Annotated in this window: 23 protein-coding genes; 22 read left to right on the forward strand and 1 reads right to left on the reverse strand. The window is 51.1% G+C overall.

The annotated features are described in order from the left end of the window. Nucleotides 1-148: 148 nt before the first annotated feature. From grpE to thiI, 8 genes are all read left to right on the forward strand, one after another. Entirely contained in the window at nt 149-826 is a 678-nt protein-coding gene (gene grpE, locus ACTQZS_RS06035) for a nucleotide exchange factor GrpE (RefSeq protein WP_441475040.1), read from the forward strand. A 38-nt stretch (nt 827-864) separates the two neighbouring features. After that, entirely contained in the window at nt 865-2754 is a 1890-nt protein-coding gene (gene dnaK / locus ACTQZS_RS06040) for a molecular chaperone DnaK (protein ID WP_441475014.1), read from the forward strand. A 105-nt stretch (nt 2755-2859) separates the two neighbouring features. After that, entirely contained in the window at nt 2860-4014 is a 1155-nt protein-coding gene (gene dnaJ / locus ACTQZS_RS06045; protein ID WP_441475015.1) for a molecular chaperone DnaJ, read from the forward strand. Beyond that, on the forward strand, nt 3995-4492 hold the full coding sequence (locus tag ACTQZS_RS06050; protein WP_441475016.1) for a hypothetical protein: 498 nt from the start codon (nt 3995-3997) through the stop codon (nt 4490-4492). The genes dnaJ and ACTQZS_RS06050 overlap by 20 nt, the downstream gene beginning before the upstream one ends. Nucleotides 4493-4506: 14 nt before the next feature. Continuing rightward, entirely contained in the window at nt 4507-5466 is a 960-nt protein-coding gene (gene prmA, locus ACTQZS_RS06055) for a 50S ribosomal protein L11 methyltransferase (protein ID WP_441475017.1), read from the forward strand. 15 nt (nt 5467-5481) lie between these two features. Next, on the forward strand, nt 5482-6222 hold the full coding sequence (locus ACTQZS_RS06060; RefSeq protein WP_441475018.1) for a 16S rRNA (uracil(1498)-N(3))-methyltransferase: 741 nt from the start codon (nt 5482-5484) through the stop codon (nt 6220-6222). 55 nt (nt 6223-6277) lie between these two features. After that, complete coding sequence (locus ACTQZS_RS06065; protein WP_441475019.1) at nt 6278-7435, forward strand: cysteine desulfurase family protein; 1158 nt, start codon at nt 6278-6280, stop codon at nt 7433-7435. Nucleotides 7436-7538: 103 nt separating this feature from the next. Then, nucleotides 7539-8732 (forward strand): tRNA uracil 4-sulfurtransferase ThiI, encoded by a 1194-nt coding sequence (thiI, locus tag ACTQZS_RS06070; protein WP_441475041.1) that lies wholly within the window; start codon nt 7539-7541, stop codon nt 8730-8732. 459 nt (nt 8733-9191) lie between these two features. On the opposite strand, the gene ACTQZS_RS06075 is transcribed toward thiI, so the two are convergent. Beyond that, on the reverse strand, nt 9192-9431 hold the full coding sequence (locus ACTQZS_RS06075) for an HPr family phosphocarrier protein (RefSeq protein WP_441099867.1): 240 nt from the start codon (nt 9429-9431) through the stop codon (nt 9192-9194). 66 nt (nt 9432-9497) lie between these two features. On the opposite strand from ACTQZS_RS06075, the gene mtaB reads away from it, so the two are divergent. The 14 genes from mtaB to codY all read left to right on the forward strand — a co-directional run bounded on the left by mtaB (nt 9498) and on the right by codY (nt 24161). Beyond that, nucleotides 9498-10835, forward strand: coding sequence for a tRNA (N(6)-L-threonylcarbamoyladenosine(37)-C(2))-methylthiotransferase MtaB (gene mtaB, locus ACTQZS_RS06080; protein WP_441475020.1), 1338 nt, complete (start codon nt 9498-9500; stop codon nt 10833-10835). Between the two features lie 201 nt (nt 10836-11036). Next, a complete protein-coding gene (locus ACTQZS_RS06085) occupies nt 11037-11309 on the forward strand; it encodes an IreB family regulatory phosphoprotein (protein WP_441099863.1) in 273 nt (90 codons plus the stop codon). Then, nucleotides 11309-11761, forward strand: coding sequence for a Holliday junction resolvase RuvX (gene ruvX, locus ACTQZS_RS06090; protein WP_441475021.1), 453 nt, complete (start codon nt 11309-11311; stop codon nt 11759-11761). Before ACTQZS_RS06085 ends, ruvX begins: the two co-directional genes overlap by 1 nt. A 13-nt stretch (nt 11762-11774) precedes the next feature. Continuing rightward, complete coding sequence (locus ACTQZS_RS06095) at nt 11775-12029, forward strand: DUF1292 domain-containing protein (protein WP_441099859.1); 255 nt, start codon at nt 11775-11777, stop codon at nt 12027-12029. A gap of 24 nt (nt 12030-12053) precedes the next feature. Further along, nucleotides 12054-13721 (forward strand): ribonuclease J, encoded by a 1668-nt coding sequence (locus tag ACTQZS_RS06100; protein ID WP_441475022.1) that lies wholly within the window; start codon nt 12054-12056, stop codon nt 13719-13721. Nucleotide 13722: 1 nt separating this feature from the next. Further along, nucleotides 13723-14052, forward strand: a complete 330-nt coding sequence (locus ACTQZS_RS06105) for a YlbF family regulator (protein WP_441475023.1) — start codon at nt 13723-13725, stop codon at nt 14050-14052. Between the two features lie 35 nt (nt 14053-14087). Beyond that, on the forward strand, nt 14088-14546 hold the full coding sequence (locus ACTQZS_RS06110; RefSeq protein ID WP_441475024.1) for an endolytic transglycosylase MltG: 459 nt from the start codon (nt 14088-14090) through the stop codon (nt 14544-14546). 273 nt (nt 14547-14819) lie between these two features. Continuing rightward, nucleotides 14820-15476 carry an O-methyltransferase gene (locus ACTQZS_RS06115; RefSeq protein WP_441475025.1) on the forward strand — a complete coding sequence of 219 codons (657 nt, stop codon included), beginning with the start codon at nt 14820-14822 and terminating at the stop codon, nt 15474-15476. A 99-nt stretch (nt 15477-15575) separates the two neighbouring features. Beyond that, nucleotides 15576-16817, forward strand: a complete 1242-nt coding sequence (locus ACTQZS_RS06120) for a peptidase U32 family protein (protein ID WP_441475026.1) — start codon at nt 15576-15578, stop codon at nt 16815-16817. A 653-nt stretch (nt 16818-17470) separates the two neighbouring features. Continuing rightward, the gene (locus ACTQZS_RS06125; protein ID WP_441475027.1) at nt 17471-19045 is read left to right on the forward strand and encodes a YifB family Mg chelatase-like AAA ATPase; all 1575 of its coding nucleotides are present in this window, start codon (nt 17471-17473) and stop codon (nt 19043-19045) included. Then, complete coding sequence (locus tag ACTQZS_RS06130) at nt 19042-19299, forward strand: hypothetical protein (protein WP_441475028.1); 258 nt, start codon at nt 19042-19044, stop codon at nt 19297-19299. Before ACTQZS_RS06125 ends, ACTQZS_RS06130 begins: the two co-directional genes overlap by 4 nt. After that, nucleotides 19211-20359 carry a DNA-processing protein DprA gene (dprA, locus tag ACTQZS_RS06135; RefSeq protein ID WP_441475029.1) on the forward strand — a complete coding sequence of 383 codons (1149 nt, stop codon included), beginning with the start codon at nt 19211-19213 and terminating at the stop codon, nt 20357-20359. The genes ACTQZS_RS06130 and dprA overlap by 89 nt, the downstream gene beginning before the upstream one ends. Nucleotides 20360-20683: 324 nt before the next feature. Next, the gene (gene topA, locus ACTQZS_RS06140) at nt 20684-22816 is read left to right on the forward strand and encodes a type I DNA topoisomerase (RefSeq protein ID WP_441475030.1); all 2133 of its coding nucleotides are present in this window, start codon (nt 20684-20686) and stop codon (nt 22814-22816) included. 538 nt (nt 22817-23354) lie between these two features. Next, on the forward strand, nt 23355-24161 hold the full coding sequence (codY, locus tag ACTQZS_RS06145) for a GTP-sensing pleiotropic transcriptional regulator CodY (RefSeq protein WP_441475031.1): 807 nt from the start codon (nt 23355-23357) through the stop codon (nt 24159-24161). Nucleotides 24162-24440 lie beyond the last annotated feature (279 nt).

Genomic DNA, 24440 nt, shown 5'->3' on the forward strand with positions numbered 1-24440 from the left:
CTCAATCCATGCGGAGATTCACATTAGATTAGAAGCAATAAAACAGAAAGGCGGGACAGACATGGCAGACGTGAATAACAGCAGGCGGGGCGCCGACGGGGCAGACCCGGAAGCAGAGGAAAAAAGAGCCATGAAGAAGGATAATCATATGAACGAAGAAAAAGAAAAAAATACAGAGAAATGTACAGCAGAAACAGATACGATGAAGGAAGAGAAGACAGAAAAGGAAGACGGAGTTCGTAATGGAAAAGCTGCGGATCAGACCCAAGAGAAGGCAAAGCAGAATGAAGCCGGGGAATCTGATTCCAAAGAGAAGCAGGATGAGGCAAAAAGCGCCGGCTCTGTGGAAAATGGTAATAATGCGAAAGGATCCGGTTCCGGGAAAAAAATAAAAAAAGACAAAAAGGATGAGAAGATTGAAGAACTCACCGACAGACTGCAGCGTCAGATGGCTGAGTTCGACAATTTCCGCAAGCGTACGGAGAGAGAAAAATCCGAGATGTTCGATATGGGCGCGAGAGATGTTATCGAGAAGATCCTTCCGGTTGTCGATAATTTTGAGAGAGGACTTGCCGGAGCGGATGAGTCGGATTCGTTTGTTCAGGGTATGAACAAGATTTACAAGCAGATGACGAAGATCCTGACAGATATGGGCGTCGAGACCATCGAAGCGGAGGGCGCTGAGTTTGATCCGAATCTTCATAACGCGGTAATGCATGAAGACAACCCGGATGTCGGTGAAAACATCATCACACAGGAACTTCAGAAGGGATATAAGTACAAGGATGTTGTGGTCCGTCACAGTATGGTGAAGGTAGCCAACTGACACTACAGAAAAGCAGATCCGATCAGGAGGAAAATAGAATGGGAAAAATTATCGGTATTGACCTTGGTACAACAAACAGCTGTGTAGCCGTTATGGAAGGTGGAAAACCCACCGTTATCGCAAACGCGGAAGGAAGCCGTACGACCCCGTCCGTTGTCGCGTTCACAAAGACAGGAGAACGTCTGGTAGGCGAGCCGGCAAAGCGTCAGGCAGTTACAAACGCGGATCACACGATTTCATCGATCAAGCGTCACATGGGCTCCGATTACAGAGTTACCATTGACGGCAAGAGCTATACTCCGCAGGAGATCTCCGCAATGATTCTGCAGAAGCTGAAGAGCGATGCGGAAGGCTATCTTGGAGAAAAGGTCACAGAGGCCGTTATCACCTGCCCGGCATATTTCAATGACGCACAGCGTCAGGCGACAAAGGATGCCGGCAAGATCGCCGGACTTGATGTAAAGCGTATCATCAACGAGCCGACAGCAGCGGCGCTGGCTTACGGCCTGGACAATGAGAAAGAGCAGAAGGTTATGGTATACGATCTCGGCGGCGGCACCTTCGATGTGTCCATCATCGAGATCGGCGACGGAGTCATCGAGGTACTGGCTACCGCCGGCAATAACCATCTGGGCGGCGACGACTTTGATAAGAGAGTTGCCGATTATATCGTAAGTGAATTCAAGAAGCAGGAAGGCATCGACCTCTCCGGCGACAAGATGGCGATGCAGAGAATCCGTGAGGCGGCAGAGAAGGCAAAGATCGAGCTTTCCAGCGCAACCACCACGAACATCAACCTTCCGTTCATCACCGCTACGGCGGACGGCGCAAAGCATCTGGATCTCAACCTGACAAAGGCAAAATTCGATGAGCTGACCGCAGATCTTGTGGAAGCGACCGCGGAGCCGGTAAGAACCGCTCTGAACGACGCGGGACTTACCGCATCTGACCTTACGAAGGTCCTTCTGGTCGGCGGTTCCACACGTATCCCGGCGGTACAGGACAAGGTAAGACAGCTGACCGGACATGAGCCGAGCAAGAACCTGAACCCGGATGAGTGCGTGGCAATCGGCGCATCGATTCAGGGAGGCAAGCTGGCCGGAGACGCTGGAGCCGGAGACGTGCTTCTGCTCGATGTCACACCGCTGACTCTTTCCATCGAGACCATGGGAGGAATCGCGACACCGCTGATTCCGAGAAACACCACAATTCCGACAAAGAAGAGCCAGATCTTCTCCACGGCAGCGGACAACCAGACCGCAGTGGATATCAACGTCGTACAGGGTGAGCGTAAGTTCGCCAGAGACAACAAGTCCCTCGGTCAGTTCCGTCTGGACGGAATCCCGCCGGCAATGCGTGGTGTTCCGCAGATCGAGGTGACCTTCGATATCGACGCGAACGGTATTGTAAATGTATCCGCCAAGGATCTCGGAACCGGCAAGGAGCAGCACATCACGATCACTTCCGGATCGAGCATGAGCGACGCGGAGATCGACAAGGCAGTCAAAGAGGCAGCGCAGTACGAGGCTGAGGACAAGAAGAGAAAGGAAGCCGTAGACACGAAGAATGAAGCGGATTCGACGGTATTCCAGGTAGAGAAGGCTCTGAAGGAAGTCGGCGACAAGGTGCCGGCGGATCAGAAGAGCGGCGTTGAGGCAGACCTGAACGCACTGAAGGATCTGCTCGCGAAGGCTCCGGCAGACGGAAGTCTGACCGACGCGCAGGTAACGGACATCAAAGCGGCGAAGGAGAAACTGATGAATTCTTCACAGGCTCTGTTCACGAAGATGTACGAGAATATGCAGCAGAATCAGGGCGGCCCGAATCCGGGCGCAGGCGCAGGCCCGCAGGGCGGAGCTCAGGGCGGAAGTAGCGCAGGCAATAACGGCGGCGACGATGTCGTAGACGCAGACTACAAGGAAGTCTGATTCAGATTACAGGAGACAGCGATGTTCCGGTCACGGGTTTCGATCCGTTCGGCCGGAACTCGTTCTCTGATTTTTAGAAACAGAAGCAGATTGTGAGGAAAATCAATGGCTGAAAAGAGAGACTATTACGAGGTCCTGGGGGTTGACAGGAATGCGGATGAGGAGACCATCAAGCGGGCGTATCGTAAGCTTGCAAAAAAATATCATCCGGACATGAATCCCGGAGATAAGGATGCGGCCGAGAAATTTGCGGAAGCCAGTGAAGCGTATTCCGTTCTGAGTGATCCGGACAAGAGAAGACAGTATGATCAGTTCGGCCATGCTGCCTTTGAGAATGGCGGCGCCGGTGGCGCCGGCGGTTTCGGAGGCTTTGACTTCAATGACATTTTCGGCTCCGGTGGATTCGGCGACATTTTCGGAGATATTTTCGGCGGCGGCGGAAGAAGCAGCGCGAACAATGGTCCTAGAAGAGGCGCATCTCTGAGAGCCATTGTGCACATTTCATTCGAGGAGGCTGTATTCGGCTGCAAGAAGGAAATTGAGCTGACGCTGAAGGATACCTGCAAGACGTGCGGCGGTTCAGGGGCAAGACCCGGAACTTCACCGGAGACCTGTCCCCATTGTCACGGAACCGGTCAGATCAGGCAGACCCAGCAGAGCATGTTCGGTATGATTCAGAATATCCAGACCTGTCCGCATTGCGGAGGAACCGGAAAGATCATCCGTGATAAATGCCCCGACTGTCATGGAAGTGGGTTCACTTCCTCCAGAAAGAAAATTCAGGTCGATATTCCTGCCGGAATTGATGACGGACAGAGCATCCGCATCCGCGACAAGGGAGAACCAGGCGTAAACGGAGGCCCGAGAGGGGATCTGCTTGTGCAGGTAGCGGTTGCTCCACATCCGATTTTTCAGCGTGACGGAGTGGATATCTATTCCTCAGCACCGGTCAGCTTTGCGCAGGCTGCACTTGGCGGGGATATCCGGCTGAATACGGTGGACGGCGATGTGGTGTATACGGTGAAGCCGGGAACTCAGACGGGGACGAGAATCCGGCTGAGAGGAAAGGGCGTTCCATCGATCCACAACAAAAATGTGCGGGGCGATCAATATGTGACATTGATTGTGCAGACCCCCACAAATCTTTCAAAAGAGGCAAAGGATCTTCTGAGAGAATTTGATGCCGAAAGCGGCAATTCTCTGGGAAGCGAAGAAGAGCCGAAGAAGAAAAAGGTAAGATTTGGGCGGAAAAAAGAGTAACGCCCATACGATAATCATGCCACAAACGGTAATAGTGCCACAAACGGTAATAGTGAAGAGCAGATTTCCGGTGCATCCAGCCGGAAGATCAGGAGGCTGTCGCATCGGTCTGAGAAGGGCCGGTACGGCAGCCTCCCTGCAGTCCGGGAGGAGGTATTTCTCTGTTCATTCTCATTTCAAAACTGCTCTTTCAGGAAAATCGCTCTTTCAGAAAAACCGCTCTTTCAGGAAATATTCCTTTTCAAGAAGTGAAAATACGGTTATACTTCAAGAGACGAAAAAGACCGTGTGGTATCTATACTCCGACATCGGGCCCATACAAACCGCATTGCCGGTGAGAAAGCATTTTTTATGGCGGCTTCTTTTTGTTTGCAATGGACCCGTACACGATGTATGCCCTGAGAGGAAACGGCTGATCTATCGGGAATTGTTTTTATACTGCGCATCCGGGCAATCCGGTAAGCATGTCGATGAATGAGAGGATTTACAGAGATGAAATGGAAGAAATACCGTTTAAAGACAATCGAAGACGCGGAGGATATAGTCATTGCAACGCTCTATGACTGTGGCATTGAAGGTGCTGAGATTGAGGACAAGAAGCCGCTTACCAGGGAAGAAAAGGAACAGATGTTTGTGGATATTCTGCCTGATCTGCCCGACGATGACGGCATCGCATATCTGAATTTTTATCTGGACCCGGAGGAGACAGATACGGAAGCTGTCCTTCAGAAGGCAAGGGAAGCTCTGGACGAACTGCGTTCCTACACCGATATCGGGGAGGGAACGATCGAGGAGTCCGAGACGGAAGATAAGGACTGGATCAACAACTGGAAGCAGTATTTCAAACAGTTCTATGTGGATGATATCCTGATCATTCCATCCTGGGAGCAGGTGAAGGAAGAGGACAGGGACAAGATGATCCTTCACATCGATCCCGGCACCGCGTTTGGAACCGGAATGCATGAGACGACGCAGCTGTGTATCCGTCAGCTCAGGAAATACGTGAAGCCGGGTATGGAGATGCTGGATGTGGGAACGGGAAGTGGAATTCTCGGAATTGTCGCGGTCAAGTTTGGCGCAGGGCATGTGCTTGGAACCGATCTGGATCCCTGCGCAGTGCCTGCGGTCGAGGATAACAGGAAGGCGAACGATATACCGGACGGCGCCTTTGACATGATCATCGGCAATATGATCGATGACCAGGAGACACGGGACAGAGCGGGATATGAGAAGTATGATATCGTTACGGCTAATATTCTGGCGGATATCCTGGTTCCGATGACTCCGGCGGTTGTGCCGGCGATGAAGAAGGGCGGTCTTTATATCACCTCCGGTATTCTGGAGGATCAGGCGTACAAGGTTCTGGATGCCTGCAGGGCGGCGGGGCTTGAAATAGTGGAGCAGACGCAGCAGGGTGAGTGGGTATCGATTACCGCGAGAAAGCCGGATTAAGACAGGGGCGGAGATATGTACAGATTTTTTGCGGACCGGTCACAGATTGAAGACGGTCTGGTCCATATTACGGGAGAGGATGTACAGCATATTCGTAATGTGCTGCGGATGCGTCCGGGCGAAACGGTTCTGATCTCCTGCCAGGATGAGTGGGAGTATACCTGTGAGGTGGTTTCTCTGTCGGAGAAAGAAGTGGTCTGCAGGATTCTGGACGCACAGCTGCCCGGAAAAGAACTCCCGTCGAGGATTTTCCTGTTTCAATGTCTTCCCAAAGGTGATAAAATGGAGACCGTTGTTCAGAAAGCGGTCGAACTGGGAGCATATTCGGTGATTCCGGTCTCGTCCAGGCGGTGTATCATGAAGCTTGATGGGAAGAGAGCAGCACAGAAGGTGGTCCGGTGGAACAAGATTGCAGAGAGCGCGGCCAAGCAGTCAAAACGTCTCATCATCCCCGAGGTTCACGATATCATGACGTTCGGGGAGGCACTGGAATTTTCCCGAAGCCTTGATGTCCGGCTGATGCCCTATGAAATGGAGGGCGGAATGGAAAAGACGCGATCGGTTCTGTCCGGCATCCGGCCGGGACAGTCTGTCGGTGTCCTGATCGGCCCGGAAGGCGGGTTTGATGAGCGGGAAGCTGAGGATGCGAGAAAGAGCGGATTTACGACCATTACTCTCGGCAAGAGAATTCTCAGAACGGAGACTGCAGGAATGACCATGCTGTCGATCCTGATGTATCTTCTGGAAAGAGACTGACGGGGATTCCGCAGCGCGTGATAAAGTATCAATATTATATGGAAAGAACGGTAAAATGGAAGCATATCTTGACAATTCGGCAACAACCCGCTGCTACGAGGAGGTTGCGGATATCGTGAGAAAAACGATGCTGGAGGATTATGGCAATCCTTCCTCTATGCATCAGAAGGGCGTCGAAGCGGAAAAATATATCCGGAAAAGCGCGGAAATTCTGTCCGGGATTCTGAAGGTAAAGCCGGGCGAGATCTATTTTACATCCGGCGGCACGGAGTCGGATAACTGGGCGCTGTTCGGGACGGCGCTCGCGAACAGGCGCAGAGGCAGACGGATTATCACTACAGCGATTGAGCATTCGGCGATTGCGGCTCCGGCAGCAGCACTGGAGGCTATGGGCTATGAGATTGTCAAGCTTCCAGTTGGCAGAGACGGCGTTCTGGATCTTCATGATCTGGAGAATGCAATGACGGAGGACACGATACTGGTGTCCGTCATGATGGTGAATAATGAGATTGGATCTGTGGAGCCTGTGGCGGAAATCGGCGAAATGCTGCGCAGCCGGTATCCGGGTACTTTTTTTCATGTAGACGCGATTCAGTCCTTCGGAAAGTATCCGATCTATCCAAAACGAATGAAGATAGATATGCTTTCCGTCAGCGGACACAAAATCCATGGACCAAAGGGATCGGGATTTCTGTTCATAGATCAGCGGGTGAAGATAAATCCGCTGATCTATGGAGGCGGGCAGCAGAATGGAATGCGTTCCGGAACGGACAATGTTCCGGGAATCGCGGGACTGGGTACCGCCGCGGAGAAAATCTGTGCATCGCTCAGGGAAAACGCGGAGCATATGTACAGTCTGAAGGAACATCTGGCAGAGGGCGTAGCGGATCTCGGAAAGATCCATATCAACGGGCCGTCAGATCTCCGGAAGGGTGCTCCGCATATTCTGAATATTTCATTCGAGGGAATTCGCAGTGAGGTGCTTCTGCACACCCTGGAGTCCAGAGGAATCAGCGTTTCTGCGGGAAGCGCCTGTTCCAGCCACAGGCGGGGAGGAAGCGCAACTATGGAGGCAATTCATGCACCGAGAGAAATCATGGAGTCTTCGGTGCGGTTCAGCTTCTCCGAGCTGACGGCGATGGAGGAAATTGATTATACCATCGGGGTACTCCATGAAGTGGTGCCGCAGCTCCGGAGATTCACCAGAAAATAAGATACGGCGGCGCGGCTTTGAAGATTCAACGGGAAGTGATGCGCGGCGGACGTTTCGGAAGATCGGGCAGCAGCGCGTGCAGGAAAGCAAAAAGGAAAGAAAAATTATGTATCAGGCATTTTTAATCAAATATGCGGAGATTGGTATCAAAGGAAAGAACAGGCATCTCTTTGAGGACGCGCTTGTGCATCATATTGTCAGAGCTCTGAAGAGAGTAGACGGTACCTTTGATGTCACCAGAGAAATGGGAAGAATCTACGTCCGCACCGATGGTGACTTCGACTATGAGGGCGCGATAGAGGCGCTGAAGACGGTGTTCGGGATCGCGGGTATCAGCCCGGTACTGATCATCGAGAATATGGATTACGACAACGTCAAGGCACAGGTTGCGGAGTTTGTGAGAACCGTCTATCCGGAGGGAACTCCGAGAACCTTCAAGGTAGTTGCCAGAAGGCCGAACAAGAAATATCCTCATGATTCCATGGAACTCAATGCAGATCTGGGCGAGGCGGTGCTTCTCGGCTGCCCGTGGATGAAGGTTGATGTACACAATCCGGATGTGGTGCTTTCCGTAGAAGTGCGTCAGAGTATTTATGTCTACTCCGAGACAATACCCGGGCCGGGAGGAATGCCCGTGGGATCGAACGGAAGCGCGGAGCTTCTGTTATCGGGAGGAATCGATTCTCCGGTTGCGGGGTATATGATCGCAAAGCGCGGAGTAAAGATCGATGCGGTGTATTTCCATGCGCCGCCGTACACCAGTGAGCGGGCAAAGCAGAAGGTCGTTGATTTGGCAAAGCTCGTGGCGAGATATGCCGGACAGATACGACTTCACATTGTGAATTTCACGGATATCCAGATGGCAATCTATGAAAAATGTCCGCACGAGGAGCTCACGATTATCATGAGAAGATACATGATGCGGATCGCGGAAATTTTTGCCGGACAGGACGGCGCGTTGGGACTGATCACAGGAGAAAGTATTGGTCAGGTTGCCAGTCAGACGGCGCAGAGTCTTCTGTGTACCAATGCCGTGTGTACGCTTCCCGTTTACCGTCCGCTGATCGGCTTTGACAAGCAGGAGATCGTGGATCGGGCACAGCAGATCGGGACCTTTGATACTTCGATCCTTCCCTACGAGGATTGCTGTACGATCTTTGTCGCAAAGCATCCCGTGACCCATCCGATTCTGAAGGTTATCGAGCACTCGGAACATAAGCTGGATGATGTCATCGAGCCGCTGATGAAGGAAGCAATTGAGACGACGGAAACGATTGTGGTGGACGGAGAGGAATAAGGAGCGGTGCTTCGCACCGCTCCATGCTCATACCTGTTGTCGTCGCTAATGTTCTTGCCCACTGGTGAGCAAGCTCCCCGCGGGCCAAGAACATATTGTATCACAAAGTGTATAAGCTACGGATTGCTCCGTGCTTCGCACTCTCGCAATCCTACAGGTGACCGACTTCGTCAGTCTGTCGCGGCGTTCGCCCCACCGCTTCACACTATGTGTGAGCGGCTGTGGCTCACTGCCCGCGCATATTCGCACTTCTGTGCCGCTTGCGCGTCACTTCGTGCTCATACCTGTTGCCTTCGAAATCGCATACAGTCTCTTACGCGCGCTTCGCGTGCGACGATCCTGTCTGCGTTTTCGAAGAGCTTATACACGAAAAAAGATGCAGGGGAGCGCGGTTGCGCTTCCTGCATCTTCCGATGTTCCCGTCATTTCCGATATATGCCGGATGGAGTGGGCAGAGGATTACTGCTCGATCAGATACGGTTTAAGAACCTCCATGACAGACTCAAGCTCGGAGCCTTCCGTGTGGATGTTCAGATCAATCGGTTTGGAAAGATCAAGGCTGAAGATACCCATGATGGACTTCGCGTCGATGACATATCTGCCGGACACAAGATCAAAGTCAAAGTCAAACTTTGAAATGGCGTTTACAAAGTTCTTTACTTTATCGATTGAATTTAATGAAATCTGTACCGTTTGCATTTAATATCCTCCCTTATTATATCGAAATTGCAGTAGTTTTCTTAAGCATTTGCTTAAATAATCTTAATGGTAAACAGGAGAAAAGTCAAGGTGTCAAGAGGAAAAAAGGCGGCTCTTCATAATCTGGGGTGCAAGGTAAATGCCTACGAGCTGGAGGCGATGCAGCAGATGCTGGAGAAGGCCGGATATGATATCGTGCCATTTGAACCCGGTGCGGATATATATGTAATCAATACATGTACCGTAACCAATATAGCGGACCGGAAATCGAGGCAGATGCTGCATAAGGCGAAGAAAATGAATCCGGAAGCAATCGTGGTGGCCGTGGGATGTTACGCACAGGTCAGAGGGGAGGAACTTGAGAAGGACCCTGCCATTGATCTCGTCATTGGAAGCAACCGCAAGGAAGATTTGATTCGTGAACTGGAGCAGTTCAGAAGCAGCGGCGAAAAGCAGCTGGATACCAGCGACTGGTCCGTGGACAGGATGTATGAGAACCTTCAGATCGACCGTACGGAGGAGCATACCAGAGCTTTTATCAAAGTGCAGGACGGCTGCAATCAGTTTTGCAGCTATTGTATCATCCCCTATGCCAGAGGCCGTGTGCGGAGCCGCAAGATTCCGGATGTGCGGGAAGAGGTCATGAGGCTAGCGGCTTCCGGAGTTCGGGAGATTGTGGTCACGGGAATTCATCTGTGCTCCTATGGACGGGATATGGGAGAAGGAGAAGATCTGGTTGCGTTGCTGCGCGCTATTCACGATGTCAGCGGAATTGAAAGAATTCGTCTGGGCTCCCTTGAACCCGGTTCGATGAGCGAGAATGTAATCCGGAGCCTCAGCGGGCTGCGCAAGGTTTGCCCGCATTTTCACCTTTCCCTTCAGAGTGGATGTGCCAGGACGCTCCGGGATATGAACCGTCATTATACTCCGGAGAAGTTCATGGAGGTAGTTCGGCTTTTAAGGAAGTATTATGAGCATCCCGCGATTACGACAGATATCATAACCGGTTTCCCCGGGGAGACAGAGGAGGATTTTGAGGAATCCCGCAGATTTGTGTCAGAGGTACATTTTTTTGAGACACATATTTTTCCATACTCCCGCCGAGAGGGCACTAAGGCGGCCGCAATGAAGGAACAGAACACGGAGGCGGTCAAGAAACAGAGGGGAGCCGTGCTTCGGGAGACAGACATCCGGCGCAGAAAGGAATTCCTGAATTATTATATTGGAAGGCCGGTTGAGGTTCTGTTTGAAGAGCAGATCGAACTGGAGGGCAGGAAATACTGGACAGGTCATGGAAGAGAGTATCAGAAGATACTGCTCGCCGATACCAGAGATCTTACGAATCAGATGATGGTGGTTACACCGCAGGCGCTTGTGTCAGAGGAGTACCTGCTTGCGGTGTGAGCAGAATCTGCTGCGAACTTTTACGGTGGACTTTCCGGAATCAGGAAAGATGTGCTGCCGGGTTGCCAATCCGGGACATCTGGTTTATAATGAATCATTACGAGTGTTCGGACGTGTGCGGGAGGTGTGAGGCTTATACAGCTTGTCACGCCGGATGCAGCTTGGCAGTTCTTTGCAGAATAAGTAAGGATGTGAATAAGGATGACAGATTTAGGCAACACACAATTTTTCAGAGTAAATACAGAAAATGAGATTTCCGTGAAAAAGGTTCTGGATCTTGTATATCACGCAATGGAGGAGAAGGGATACAACCCTGTGAATCAGATCGTCGGCTATATCATGTCAGGCGATCCGACCTACATTACCAGTCATAATGGTGCGAGAAGCATGATCATGAAGGTGGAACGCGATGAGCTGGTCGAGGAGCTTCTTAAGGAGTACATTCGGAACGAATCCTGGAAAGAGACCAGATAATGCGGATCCTGGGACTGGATTACGGGTCTGTAACGGTAGGCGTGGCAGTCAGTGACCCGCTCGGTCTGACAGCTCAGGCAGTGGAGACGATTGTCCGTCAAAGAGAGAGCAAGCTTCGGCAGACGCTCGCCAGGATCGGAGAAATCTGCAGAGAATATCAGGTGGAGAAGATTGTGGTCGGACTTCCTCTGAATATGAATGACGAACCCGGAGAGCGTGCTGAGAAGGCAACGGAATTTGGTGAGCTTGTGCACCGGAGAACCGGACTTCCGGTTATCATGTGGGACGAAAGGCTTACGACCGTGGCGGCGGATGAGATTCTTGACGAGATGGATGTACGGGGCAGGCACAACCGCAAGGCGGTGATCGATCAGATCGCGGCAGGCATCATTCTGCAGGAATGGCTCGACAACTGCGGCGGACAGGAAACAACGGAAACAGATAAAGGATAAGTATCGGATTTCTATGGAAAAAATTTTATTTGAAACGGAAGACGGAGAAAAGCAGGAGTTTTTCGTTGAGGAAGAAACGCGGGTAGGCGGCGTGGATTATCTTCTCGTGACCGATTCTGACGGCGAGGAGGCAAACGCCTATATTATGAAGGATCTCTCGGAAGACGGCGAGGCGGAAGCACGGTATGTGATGGTCGAAGATGATGTGGAGTACGAGGCGGTGGCACGCATTTTCGAGCAGATGATGGACGACGTGTCTTTTGAGTGAATAAAAAATGAACGGAGGTATAATTTGAAAGGAAAAGAAAATACGAGTAAGCTGAAGATCATTCCGCTGGGCGGTCTGGAAGAAATCGGCATGAACATCACTGCATTCGAGTACGAGGACAGCATTGTGGTGGTGGACTGCGGTCTGGCCTTCCCCGATGACGATATGCTCGGAATTGATCTGGTTATTCCGGATATTACTTATTTAAAGCAGAATATCCGCAAGGTGAAGGGGTTTGTGATCACCCACGGTCATGAGGATCACATCGGTGCACTTCCGTATGTGCTGCGTGAGATTAACGTTCCGATTTACGCGACCAAGCTCACGATCGGTCTGATCAGCCACAAGCTTGAAGAGCACAACATGCTTAAGAGTACGAAGATGAAGACGATCCGTTTCGGACAGTCGATCAATCTCGGACACTTCCGGATTGAATTCATCAAGACGAACCACAGTATTCAGGATGCGGCAGCGCTTGCCATCTATTCACCCGCCGGGACAATCGTGCATACCGGAGATTTCAAGGTGGATTATACACCGGTATTTGGTGATGCGATTGATCTGCAGCGTTTTGCCGAGATCGGAAAGAAGGGCGTTCTTGCGCTGATGTGCGACAGCACAAACGCGGAGCGGCCCGGTTATACGATGTCGGAGCGCACGGTCGGCAGAACCTTTGATCAGATTTTTTCCGAACACAGGAATCAGCGTCTGATCATTGCCACATTTGCCTCAAATGTTGACCGTGTACAGCAGATCATCAATTCCGCCTGCAAATTCGGCCGTAAGGTCGTTGTAGAAGGCAGAAGCATGGTGAATATCATCTCCATCGCACAGGAACTCGGATATCTGAATGTGCCGCAGAATACGCTCATCGATATCAATCAGATGAGAAATTATCCGGACAGTCAGATGGTGCTTGTCACCACCGGAAGCCAGGGAGAGTCTATGGCAGCCCTGTCGAGAATGGCGGCGGACATCCACAAGAAGGTGACAATTAAGCCCGGCGATCTGATTGTATTCTCCTCTCATCCGATTCCCGGAAATGAGAAGGCGGTCTCCAATGTCATCAATGAGCTGTATGAAAAAGGCGCGGAGGTTATTTTCCAGGATGTTCATGTATCGGGACATGCCTGCCAGGAGGACATCAAGCTGATTTACTCCCTGGTTAAGCCGAAGTACGCAATTCCGGTCCACGGCGAGTACCGCCATCTGATAGCGCAGAAGAATCTGGCACTTCAGCTGGGTATTCCGAAGGAGAATATCTTCGTCATGAAGACCGGAGATGTGCTTGAACTGGATCAGAAGTCAGCCAAGGTGACCGGTAAGGTTGAGACGGGCGAGATTATGGTTGACGGACTCGGAGTCGGTGATGTCGGAAATATTGTCCTTCGGGACAGACAGCATCTGTCCGAGGATGGTATTCTGATTGTCGTTCTCACCCTTGAGAAATACGGCAGACAGCTTCTTGCCGGTCCGGACATTGTGTCCAGAGGCTTTGTCTATGTAAGGGAGTCTGAGGATCTGATGGATGAAGCAAGACTGATCGTTGAGGACGCTCTGAACGACTGCCTGGAACATCACATCACTGACTGGGGAAAGCTGAAATCGGCAATCAAGGATTCACTGGGAAGTTTTGTATGGAAGCGTACGCAGCGCAATCCGATGATACTGCCGATCATTATGGAGGCATAAGATGGACAGCGTGAAGGAGAAGGCGGAGGAGCTCATTCAGGCTCTGGAACAGAGTGAGGACTTTATCAGGTACCGGAATCTTGAGAACCAGCTGAAGGAGATGCCTGAGCTCAGGCAGAAAATCAACGAGTACAGGCGTAAGGTCTACGAGATGCAGACCTCAGGCAGAGATCTCTATGACGAGACGGATTATGTGCTTAACGAGTATTCGCCGCTCCTGCGCAATGAGATTGCAGCGGATTATCTGGATGCTGAGAGCGCTGTCTGCAGAATGGTTCAGCGTGTCATGAACGCGATTAACCGGGAAGTCCATGTAGAAGTTCCCATGTGAGCCGGACGGCGATTCAGGAAGGTAAGGAGTTTTTAATGGCAGCAGGGAAAAGGGAAGAGAAGGATGACAGCCTGGGATATCGTCTTGCACTGGGTGGAATAAAGGGTGTTGTCAGGATTCTTGTCATCATCGCGTTGATTATGATTCTGGTCTATCTGGGGAAACAGGCTTATTCGCTCGGCTATGAAATCTTTGATGAGAAGGCTGTGGATTCCGGAGACGGCCGGGCGGTTACCGTAACGATTACAGATGATATGTCGGTGCGGCAGATCGGCAAGCTTCTGATTTCCAACGGGCTTCTGAATGAGAGCGCAAACGCATTTGTGGTTCAGGAATTGATTTCCGGTTATCACGGGGAGATCCTGCCCGGAACATACACTCTTCGAACGTCCATGACCGCGGATGATATGTTCCCGATCCTTGCGCAGGAGGAGGACTCTGACACTCCGGATAATGTTTCGGCTGACAGCGTGGAATCGACATCAGCGCAATAACGGTGTATATCTGTGTCATAGGCGGTCCATGATGGGCGCCGGGGACAGAAGGTGCATCGGCGCATAACGCGGCAGTCCGGCATAGAGACACCGGAGCTGAGCATTGCTGTCATGATGGTATGACAGCTGCCGGATGATACATATAGGCAGACTGAAGACTGTTTCGCGCCGGACGGGCGTGCGGTTTATCGGTATAAGACAGGGCTGCTGCACGAAAGACGCTCGGAAACAGCGAAAAGTTCGTGCGGCGGCCCTTTTGTGGGAGGTGACAGAATGATTGTAGATGAACGGATGATAACCTTCATCAATTCTCTGGATCATGGGCTTACCCCTTTTCTGGAAGAACTCCGGGAGACGGCGGCAGAGGATAATGTCCCGATTATCCGCCGGGAGATGCAGAGCTTCCTGAAAGTATTTCTCCGGATTCAGCGGCCTCAGAGGATCCTTGAGGTCGGCACTGCGATCGGTTTCTCTACGATCCTGATGGCCGCCTGCGGGCCGGAATCCAGCAGGATCACAACGATTGAGAACTATGAGAAGCGGATCCCTGTCGCGCGCGAGAATTTTCGAAAATCGGGATATGAGGACCGGATTACTCTTCTGGAGGGAGATGCGGCAGATGTCCTGAAGACGCTTGCGGGGCCGTATGATTTCATTTTCATGGATGCGGCTAAGGGACAGTATATTCATTTCCTCCCGGAAGTGCTCCGGCTGATGCGTCCGGGAAGCGTTTTGATTTCCGATAACGTTCTCCAGGAGGGAGATATTATCGAGTCTCATTATATTGTGGAGCGGAGAAAGCGAACGATTTATAAGCGGATGAGAGATTATCTCCGGGCTTTGAAAGATGACAGGTGTCTGGAGACGAGTATCGTCCCGCTCGGAGATGGTATCTCCATCTCAGTCATGAAGCAGCCGGAGGAAATTTAAACTGACACGGCGGCGGATTTCGCCTGACAGGTCCGCACGGGAGATTTTTCTCTTGCGGACAGAGCCGGTGTCACAGATCAAAGACAGGAGAGATTATTTATGCTTGCAAACGGAAAGCCGGAGCTTCTGATCCCGGCGAGCTGTCTCGAAGTGCTGAAGGTAGCGGTTGCTTTTGGCGCGGATGCGGTTTATATCGGTGGAGATGTCTATGGGCTTCGGGCCAAGGCAAAAAATTTCAATCACGAGGATATGGCGGAAGGAATCCGTTACGCGCACAGCCACGGAGTTCGTGTACATGTGACGGTGAATATTCTGGCACACAATGATGATCTGGAGGGCGTCCGTCTGTATCTGCGCGAGCTCAACGAGCTTCAGCCGGATGCGCTGATTATCGCGGACCCGGGTATTTTCGATATCGCGGGAGAAGAGTGCCCCGGGATCGAGCGGCATATCAGCACACAGGCAAACAATACCAACTGGGCATCTGCCAGGTTCTGGTACCGGCAGGGGGCAAAACGAGTGGTAACTGCCCGTGAACTGTCCCTGGAGGAGATCCGCGAGATGCGCAGACAGATTCCGAAGGACATGGAGATTGAGACCTTTATTCACGGAGCAATGTGCATATCGTATTCGGGAAGATGCCTTCTGTCGAATTATTTTACGGGCAGAGACGCGAACAGAGGAGCATGTACCCATCCTTGCCGGTGGAAATATGCTGTCATGGAGGAGAGCCGGCCGGGAGAGTATCTTCCGATCGAGGAAAATGAGCGCGGCACGTACATTTTCAATTCAAAGGATCTGTGTATGATTGAACATATCCCGGATCTGATGACTGCCGGTATTGACAGCTTCAAGATCGAGGGAAGAATGAAAACAGCCTTGTATGTCGCGACGGTTGCCCGCACCTATCGCAAGGCAATCGACGACTATGCCAGGGATCCCGCACTCTATGAGAAAAATCTCCCCTGGTATCAGGAGCAGATCGCGGACTGCACGTTCCGCAGGTTCACGACCGGCTTCTTCTACGGAAAGCCGTCCGAAGAGGACCAGATCTATGACAGCAACACCTATATCACAAACTACACGTATCTGGGTGTCGTATCCGCGACGGATGAAAATGGATATGCTGTGATCGGACAGAAGAACAAATTCCGGACCGGAGACAGGATTGAGATTATGAAGCCGGACGGCCGGAATGTAGAGGTGACTGTTCGGGCAATTTATAACGAAAACGGCGAGTCCATGGACTCGGCGCCGCATCCGCAGCAGGAACTGCACGTAGACCTCGGGCAGAAAGCGGATGTCAATGATATCCTTCGCATGAAGAAGGAAGCAGAGTGATCTGCTACATGTGAACAGCAAATGCCGTGTTCCGGCACTGCTGTTCACGGGATCAGAAAAAGCTCGGATGTTCCGACCGCGACGGATGGCAACGACATGTGTTCTGGCATTGGTGTTTACGGAATCAGGACAAAGCCTTACTGCGGAAAGCCCGTAACGGGATACAGAACATGGAATCATAAACTGCGGAGCGGACAATATTGTTCGTTCCCGAGTTAATGACATTATTGTCCGCTCCAAGTTAATGATTTACAGCAGGCGGGTTTTGTGCTATTTATATATATATAACAATTCTTTCTGACGGATCTTGCCCGTCGTCATCGGTTCTGTGATCGAACCCTTGTGATTGAGTCCTTTCCTATTATTTTCTCTTGTTTTATCTTTGATTCTCGGATTCTTTGATCCTTCTTTGACTATTCTTCGATTTTTATCCTGCTTCTGAAAAAAGAACACTTACATCATTTCATTCTATTCTATTCCATTTTTATTTTAATTAAACAGTGTTGCCCGGTATCTGTAATACCGTTTATTTTGTCGCAAACGGGGAGCGTTTTTACCGGGCTTCGTATTTATCTTGCAGGTCCGATTCGTCCGGTTGCTGCATTTTTCGGCAATGCCTGTCAGATACAGGCCTGCGGAGAGGAGGAATTTGTATGTTTTGCAGCATAGTATCATCTGCAATTTCCGGCGTGGAGGCTGTTCCCGTGACGGTAGAGGCGGATGTGAGCGAGGGGATGCCTTATTTCGCGATTGTCGGCAGCGTCTCTTCTCAGGTCAGAGAGGCACAGGAACGGGTTCGGACTGCGTTCCGCAATATCGGTATAGTGCTTGCTCCAAAGAGGATAACGATCAATCTGGCGCCGGGAGACATCAGAAAAGATGGAACCAGGTTTGATCTGCCGATTGCCACTGCGGTTCTGGAGGCATTGGGATATATTGAGAAGGGAGCGTTTCGAAAGGCGATGGTGCTCGGAGAACTTCATCTGGACGGGACAATTGAGAAAATACCAGGAGTTCTGCCCAGTGTGATCGCCGCAAAGGAAAACGGATGTGAGCTGTGTATCGTTCCGACAGAAAATGCCGCGGAGGGCAGTGCTGTAGATGGTATCCGGATTGTCGGCGTTAGAAATATTTCAGAACTGATTGCCTTCAGCCATGGAAAAGCCCCGGCGTCGGTTCCGCGAAATTCCGTTCCGGAAGACGAGGAATACACGATTGATTTCAGTGATATTCACGGACAGAAGACAGTCAAGCGCGCTGCCCTGATCGCAGCGGCGGGTTTTCATAACCTGTTTCTGTCAGGGCCGCCCGGATCCGGGAAATCCATGACGGCGGAGCGGATACCTACCATTCTTCCGCCGCTGTCAGAGGAGGAAAGTCTGGAGGTTTCCAAGATCTACAGCGTGGTTGGTCTGATGCCGCGCGGGGTCTCGAGGATTCGGAGAAGACCGTTTCGGGCGCCGCATCACACGATTACGCCGACTGCGCTTTGCGGCGGCGGATTTTACCCGCATCCCGGCGAGGTAACCCTTGCTCACAGAGGAGTCCTGTTCCTGGATGAGATTCCGGAGATGATGCCTGCCACACTGGAGATGCTGCGGCAGCCGCTTGAGAGCCGCGAGATCACGATCTCCAGGCTGGGAGGCACCTGTGTATATCCGGCATCCTTTCTGCTCGTTGCCGCGGCGAATCCATGCCCCTGCGGGTATTTCCCGGATATGAACCGCTGTATCTGTACCCACAGAGATGTCCTGGATTATCAGAAAAAACTGAGCAAGGCCTTCATGGATCGTATCGATCTGAAATGCGATGTGCAGGCCGTCAGTTACGAGTCGCTTACGGAAAAGGGAGATTTCGAGGTTTCCTCTTCCAGTATGAGGAAAAAGGTGATGCGCGCGATCGAGATTCAGAAGGAACGTTATCGGGGGACGGGGGTGACATTTAACAGTGAACTGACGGCGTCCTCCATCGCAAAACACTGCGAGATGACTGATGAGGCGGAGCTGACAGTGCGGCTGGCCTTTGACAAACTGGGCCTTTCGGCAAGAGGGTATCATCATGTTATCAAGGTGGCGCGGACAATCGCGGATCTCGAGGGAACCGACCGGATCAATGATGCTCATATCAGCGAAGCGATCTGCCTGCGATGCAGTGAAAGCTTTTCTTCCGCCTCAGCGTATCAGATGCCGGGCATGAGGGTGCCGTCGAAACGGCAGAAGGGAGGATGAGGATGGTATCGGGCGGTGAGAAAATGGTGAGCCAGCCGGATGACGAGAAAATGATAAGCCAGCCGGATGACGAAAAAATGACAAGTCAGCCGGATGACGAAAAAATGATGAGCCAGCTGGATCACGGGAAAATGGCGACACAGTCAAGTCGGGGGGAACGTGCAAATGCAGTCAAATCAGAAGAATACGAACGCCAGATTCCGCAGGGAGCAGAACCCGGAGATTCTGGAACAGATCAGATATGTGGCGCGTGAGGATCAGGAGTATCCGGAGCAGCTGCGTAATTATCCGAGGATGCCGTCAGGTCTGTATCTTGTCGGAAATTTTCCGGATCCCGGGAAGAAGACGGTCGCGATCGTGGGGGCGAGGATGTGCAGCCCGTACGGCAGGGCAGAGGCAATCCGTTTTGGTGAAGAGCTTGCCGCGGAAGGCGTACAGATTATCAGCGGCATGGCATATGGCGTGGATTCGTGGGCGCTGCATGGCGCTCTGCAGGCGGGAGGACAAGGGTTTGCGGTACTGGGCTGCGGTGTAGATGTGTGTTATCCGAAGGAAAGCTACCATATATATAGAAGGATTATCCGTGAGGGTGGAGGCATTATGTCCGAGTTTGAGCCGGGTGATGGTCCTGCAGCCTGGCATTTCCCGATTCGCAACCGGATTATCAGTGCGCTCGCCGATGTGGTTCTTGTCGTAGAAGCAAAGCTTCGCAGTGGGTCGCTGATTACTGCGGATTATGCGCTTTCTCAGGGAAAAACTATATACGCGGTTCCGGGGAGGAACCTGGATGAGCTGAGCCGTGGCTGTAATCGTCTGATTGCCCAGGGCGCCGGCATTGCATGGGACCCGGAGGTCATACTGGAAGAACTCGGGATCGTGAGCGGCAGCAAAAGGGCGCGAAAGGAGAAGGATACAGGAAAGAACGAAGAAGAGAAAGGTGGAAAGGCGGGCGGAATAAAAGTTGGAAGGGAAGACGGAAAGAAAGGCAGAATAAAAGATGGAAGGGAAGATGGAAAGAAAGATGGAATGACAGCGGGGAAGAAAGAAGAAGAGAAGAAAGGAAAGGAAAATGGTGTCAGGCGGAGAGAAGGAGGAACGGCAGAAGAAAAATCACCGCGCAGGCTGTCAAAGAAGTATGAGGATGCAGAGGATTTTCAAAGGGTATTCGGCAAGCTTTCCTATGATCCTCAGAGCCTGGATGCGCTGCAGGAGAGAACCGGCATGGAGCTCTCGCAGCTGACAAAAGTACTGGTGCAGCTGACCTTTTCCGGATATGTGCATGAGGCTCCGGCAGGGTATTACAGCAGAAGCTGAATTTTTCAGCGGGCGGCACGGAGCTGTCCGCAGCATATGTACGCGAACAGTGAGCCGCAGCCGAATGCGAAGTATTCGTGTGCGGCGAGCGTCGCGATAGCGAGATAAAACTCGCGCAGCGTGTTTTATCTCGTTCAGCCTGCGGCTGGCGTAGTTCGTTCGTTTTGACAGTGATTTGCAAGGCATGAAAGGCACGTGAAAGATAACTCGGGCTTATAGAAAGACACCTGGAAGATAACTCGGGCTTGCACGGTCAAATTATTTGCGTTATAGTGCTAATCGTAGCGCTCATAAAGCGCCGGTAATGCTTATGGAGGTGTTTACGTGCCAAATTATCTTGTGATTGTAGAGTCACCGACGAAAGTTAAGACTGTCAAAAAATTTCTCGGGAAGAATTATAATGTCCTGGCATCGAACGGTCATGTCAGGGATCTGCCGAAAAGCAGCCTTGGCATTGACGTGGAGCATGACTTTGAACCGAAATATATTACGATCCGGGGCAAGGGAGAACTGGTTGCTTCCCTCCGCAAGGCGGCAGACAAGGCAGATAAAGTCTACCTCGCGACAGACCCTGACCGCGAAGGAGAAGCGATCTCATGGCATCTGTCAAAGGCCCTTCGGCTGGATCCGAAGAAGATGCGCCGGATTACCTTTAATGAAATAACGAAAACAGCGGTCAAATCCTCTTTAAAGAATGCCAGGGATATTGACATGAATCTCGTGGATGAGCAGCAGGCGAGGCGGTGCCTTGACCGTATGGTAGGATATGAGATCAGTCCGCTGCTCTGGAAGAAAATCAAGCGGGGCCTGTCTGCCGGCCGTGTGCAGTCTGTCGCGCTGCGGATCATAGCAGACCGTGAGGAGGAGATCAACGCATTTATCCCGAAGGAGTATTGGACACTGGATGCGGATTTCAAGGTCAGCGGAGAGAAGAAACCTCTGACTGCTCATTTTTATGGAGACCAGCAGGGAAAGATTGAGATATCCTCTGAGGAACAGCTTCAGGGAATTCTGGATAGTCTGAAGGATGCGGATTATCATGTCAGTGAGCTGAAGACCTCTGAGAGAAGCCGGAAGGCACCGCTGCCCTTTACGACGAGTACGCTTCAGCAGGAAGCCTCAAAGACCTTGAACATGTCCACTTACAAGACGATGCAGATTGCCCAACAGCTGTACGAGGGAATCGATCTGAAAAAGGGCGGTACGGTGGGATTGATCTCGTATCTGCGTACCGATTCCACCCGTATCTCGACAGAAGCGGATCAGGCGGCGAGAGAATATATCCGGGAGCAGTACGGGGAACAGTTCCTGTCGGACGGAAGCACGACAGAGAACAAGAATAAGCACGCACAGGATGCGCATGAGGCGATACGACCGACGGATATCACGAGGACGCCATCGTCTGTGAAGGAGTTCCTTTCCAGGGATCAGTTCCGTCTCTATCAGCTGATCTGGCGGAGATTCGCGGCAAGCCGGATGGCTTCTGCCCGTTACGAGACGAACACAGTGAAAATAACCGGTGGAAAGTATGTATTTCACGCGTCCTCGTCAAGGATTAAATTCGCCGGATTCATGACGGTGTACACACAGGACGATGACAAAAAGCTTGAGAATGATCATCTGAGCGGAATTACGAAGGAGAGCACGCTCTCTCTGATCAATTTCGACAGGGAACAGCATTTTACGCAGCCTCCGGCTCACTATACCGAGGCTTCTCTCGTCAAGACGCTGGAGGAGCTTGGAATCGGACGGCCGAGTACCTACGCTCCCACCATCACAACAATCATTGCACGCCATTATGTGACACGTGAGAAGAAGAACCTTTACATCACAGAGCTGGGAACAGCGGTAAATGATCTGATGAAGGAGGCGTTTCCGGGCATCGTGAATGTGGATTTTACCGCTAACATGGAACAGCTCCTGGACGCAATCGGAGATGGCACGATTGAGTGGAAAACGGTTGTGCGCAACTTCTGGCCGGATCTGGATGCCGCTGTGCAGAAGGCTGATAAAGAACTGGAGAAGGTGAAGATTGAGGATGAAGTAACCGATGTCATCTGCGAGAACTGCGGACGGCACATGGTGATCAAATATGGCCCGCACGGAAAGTTCCTTGCCTGCCCCGGTTTTCCGGAATGCCGCAATACAAAACCGTATCTGGAGAAGATCGGTGTGAAGTGCCCGAAATGCGGCGGAGAGGTTCTCCTGAAGAAGACCAGAAAGGGCCGGATCTATTACGGCTGCGAGCATAATCCGGACTGCGACTTTATGACATGGCAGAAGCCATCGAACATCCGCTGCCCGAAATGCGGAGGCTATATGCTCGAAAAGGGAAGCCGGCTTGTGTGTGCAGACAAGGAATGCGGATACGTCATGCCGAGGCCAAAGCAGGAGGATCCGGATACCGCGAAGGCGGCGTCGGGAAAGCCTGAGGAGGCTGTGACGGAGTCAGAATGACTGATCTGTAAGGATTGAGTGGAACTGACTGAGCCGGAAGGAAAGCAAACGAAGGATATAGCGGTGAAACACCGATTTTAGTGAATGATTAAGTGATTCTGTCCTCCTGTGACTGGATTCTGACGCGGATTGTCAGATATCTTTGCAGAGAGGACAGTTTTTTTCGCCTGTTTTCGTAATCTTTTTTATGAGAATTTTTGCTGACACAGGATGTGGAATCGAAGTTTCGATGAATAAATATATATATTTCAAGGGAATGCCTTGGTGTTTTAGTACATGTTTCGTAATTTTCCGAAAAGCATTCTTGTGAATCTATACAAAAATGGTCGAACATTTCGACAAAATATATGAGTTGTTATTGATTTCAGAAAAAAGCTGTGCTACTATTCTTCTAGTTGAATAGTAGATTCTATTTATATGTTCAATTCTTTTTTGGTTTTATCCCGACGAAACAACATCTGCTGAATTATTTGTGTCTGTATTATATATGTTGTCGATATTGGTATGGAAAATTCCCATCGTACGAAAGGAGATTGTAATGAGCGTACAGCTGCTTGACAAAACACGAAAGATCAACAAACTGCTTCACAACAACAATTCAACGAAGGTTGTCTTTAATGACATCTGCGATGTGCTGGTGGACTGTCTCCAGTCCAATATTCTCGTTATCAGCCGGAAGGGAAAGGTACTCGGAGTGTCAACCTGCAGCGGTGTTGATGAGATCAGTGAGCTGATCACAGATGAGGTCGGAACGCACGTGGATCCTTTATTGAATGACCGTTTTCTGAATGTCCTTTCTACGCAGGAAAATGTCAATCTGAATACGCTTGGTTTTGAAGGGGAGAAGTACGAGAACTATACCGCAATTATTAATCCGATTGAGATTGCCGGTGAGAGACTCGGAACGGTCTTCATGTACCGGTATAAACCGCAGTATGATATCGATGACATCATTGTCAGTGAGTATGGGACTACAGTCGTCGGGCTCGAGATGATGCGCTCTGTAAATGAGGAAAATGTAGAGGAGAATCGCAAGATCCAGGTGGTGAAATCTGCGTTCAGCACACTGTCCTTTTCTGAACTGGAGGCGATTATCCATATTTTTGATGAACTCGATGGCACGGAGGGAATCCTTGTCGCAAGCAAAATCGCGGACCGCGTCGGAATCACAAGATCTGTTATTGTCAATGCGCTTCGTAAATTTGAGAGCGCCGGCGTCATAGAATCAAGATCAAGCGGCATGAAAGGCACCTACATCAAGGTGCTGAACGATTACATATTCGACGAACTGGCTGAGATTAAAGAAAAGAGAACGCAGGAAAACGCCAAGAAGGCCAAGGTCTGACCGAACTCTCGCATTGGGAGACAATGTGTTCTGAAAAGACGCAGAATACTGTCCGGATAAATAAATCTCAGGGAACAGGATCCTGACTGACTCAGGGAACAGGATCCTCACTGAATAATAAAGAATACTCGAAAGATACCGCGGCCCACAGGGCTGCGGTATTCTTGTAGTGCGCCTAGCGGCGCACGTTTCCAACGGGTTCAAGTCCCGAATCCACCCGGTAGTGGGAAGGATATAGCCGAAGGCAAGGGTGTCCGCCGCGAGACGGAATCTGAAGGA

The organism is Bilifractor sp. LCP19S3_H10 (genome assembly GCF_052119185.1).
In the GTDB taxonomy this organism is placed as follows: Bacteria; Bacillota; Clostridia; order Lachnospirales; family Lachnospiraceae; genus Bilifractor.

What these genes read in the sequence shown, in the direction of transcription:
- ACTQZS_RS06110 (WP_441475024.1), top strand. Translation starts at nt 14,088, where the DNA reads ATGGCAGCAGGGAAAAGGGAAGAGAAGGATGACAGCCTGGGATATCGT.
- ACTQZS_RS06060 (WP_441475018.1), top strand. Translation starts at nt 5,482, where the DNA reads ATGTACAGATTTTTTGCGGACCGGTCACAGATTGAAGACGGTCTGGTC.
- ACTQZS_RS06075 (WP_441099867.1), bottom strand. Translation starts at nt 9,431, where the DNA reads ATGCAAACGGTACAGATTTCATTAAATTCAATCGATAAAGTAAAGAAC.
- prmA (WP_441475017.1), top strand. Translation starts at nt 4,507, where the DNA reads ATGAAATGGAAGAAATACCGTTTAAAGACAATCGAAGACGCGGAGGAT.
- ACTQZS_RS06115 (WP_441475025.1), top strand. Translation starts at nt 14,820, where the DNA reads ATGATTGTAGATGAACGGATGATAACCTTCATCAATTCTCTGGATCAT.
- ACTQZS_RS06105 (WP_441475023.1), top strand. Translation starts at nt 13,723, where the DNA reads ATGGACAGCGTGAAGGAGAAGGCGGAGGAGCTCATTCAGGCTCTGGAA.
- dnaJ (WP_441475015.1), top strand. Translation starts at nt 2,860, where the DNA reads ATGGCTGAAAAGAGAGACTATTACGAGGTCCTGGGGGTTGACAGGAAT.
- codY (WP_441475031.1), top strand. Translation starts at nt 23,355, where the DNA reads ATGAGCGTACAGCTGCTTGACAAAACACGAAAGATCAACAAACTGCTT.
- grpE (WP_441475040.1), top strand. Translation starts at nt 149, where the DNA reads ATGAACGAAGAAAAAGAAAAAAATACAGAGAAATGTACAGCAGAAACA.
- mtaB (WP_441475020.1), top strand. Translation starts at nt 9,498, where the DNA reads ATGGTAAACAGGAGAAAAGTCAAGGTGTCAAGAGGAAAAAAGGCGGCT.
- ACTQZS_RS06065 (WP_441475019.1), top strand. Translation starts at nt 6,278, where the DNA reads ATGGAAGCATATCTTGACAATTCGGCAACAACCCGCTGCTACGAGGAG.
- dnaK (WP_441475014.1), top strand. Translation starts at nt 865, where the DNA reads ATGGGAAAAATTATCGGTATTGACCTTGGTACAACAAACAGCTGTGTA.
- ACTQZS_RS06095 (WP_441099859.1), top strand. Translation starts at nt 11,775, where the DNA reads ATGGAAAAAATTTTATTTGAAACGGAAGACGGAGAAAAGCAGGAGTTT.
- dprA (WP_441475029.1), top strand. Translation starts at nt 19,211, where the DNA reads ATGCAGTCAAATCAGAAGAATACGAACGCCAGATTCCGCAGGGAGCAG.
- ACTQZS_RS06120 (WP_441475026.1), top strand. Translation starts at nt 15,576, where the DNA reads ATGCTTGCAAACGGAAAGCCGGAGCTTCTGATCCCGGCGAGCTGTCTC.
- ACTQZS_RS06130 (WP_441475028.1), top strand. Translation starts at nt 19,042, where the DNA reads ATGAGGATGGTATCGGGCGGTGAGAAAATGGTGAGCCAGCCGGATGAC.
- ruvX (WP_441475021.1), top strand. Translation starts at nt 11,309, where the DNA reads ATGCGGATCCTGGGACTGGATTACGGGTCTGTAACGGTAGGCGTGGCA.
- ACTQZS_RS06125 (WP_441475027.1), top strand. Translation starts at nt 17,471, where the DNA reads ATGTTTTGCAGCATAGTATCATCTGCAATTTCCGGCGTGGAGGCTGTT.
- ACTQZS_RS06085 (WP_441099863.1), top strand. Translation starts at nt 11,037, where the DNA reads ATGACAGATTTAGGCAACACACAATTTTTCAGAGTAAATACAGAAAAT.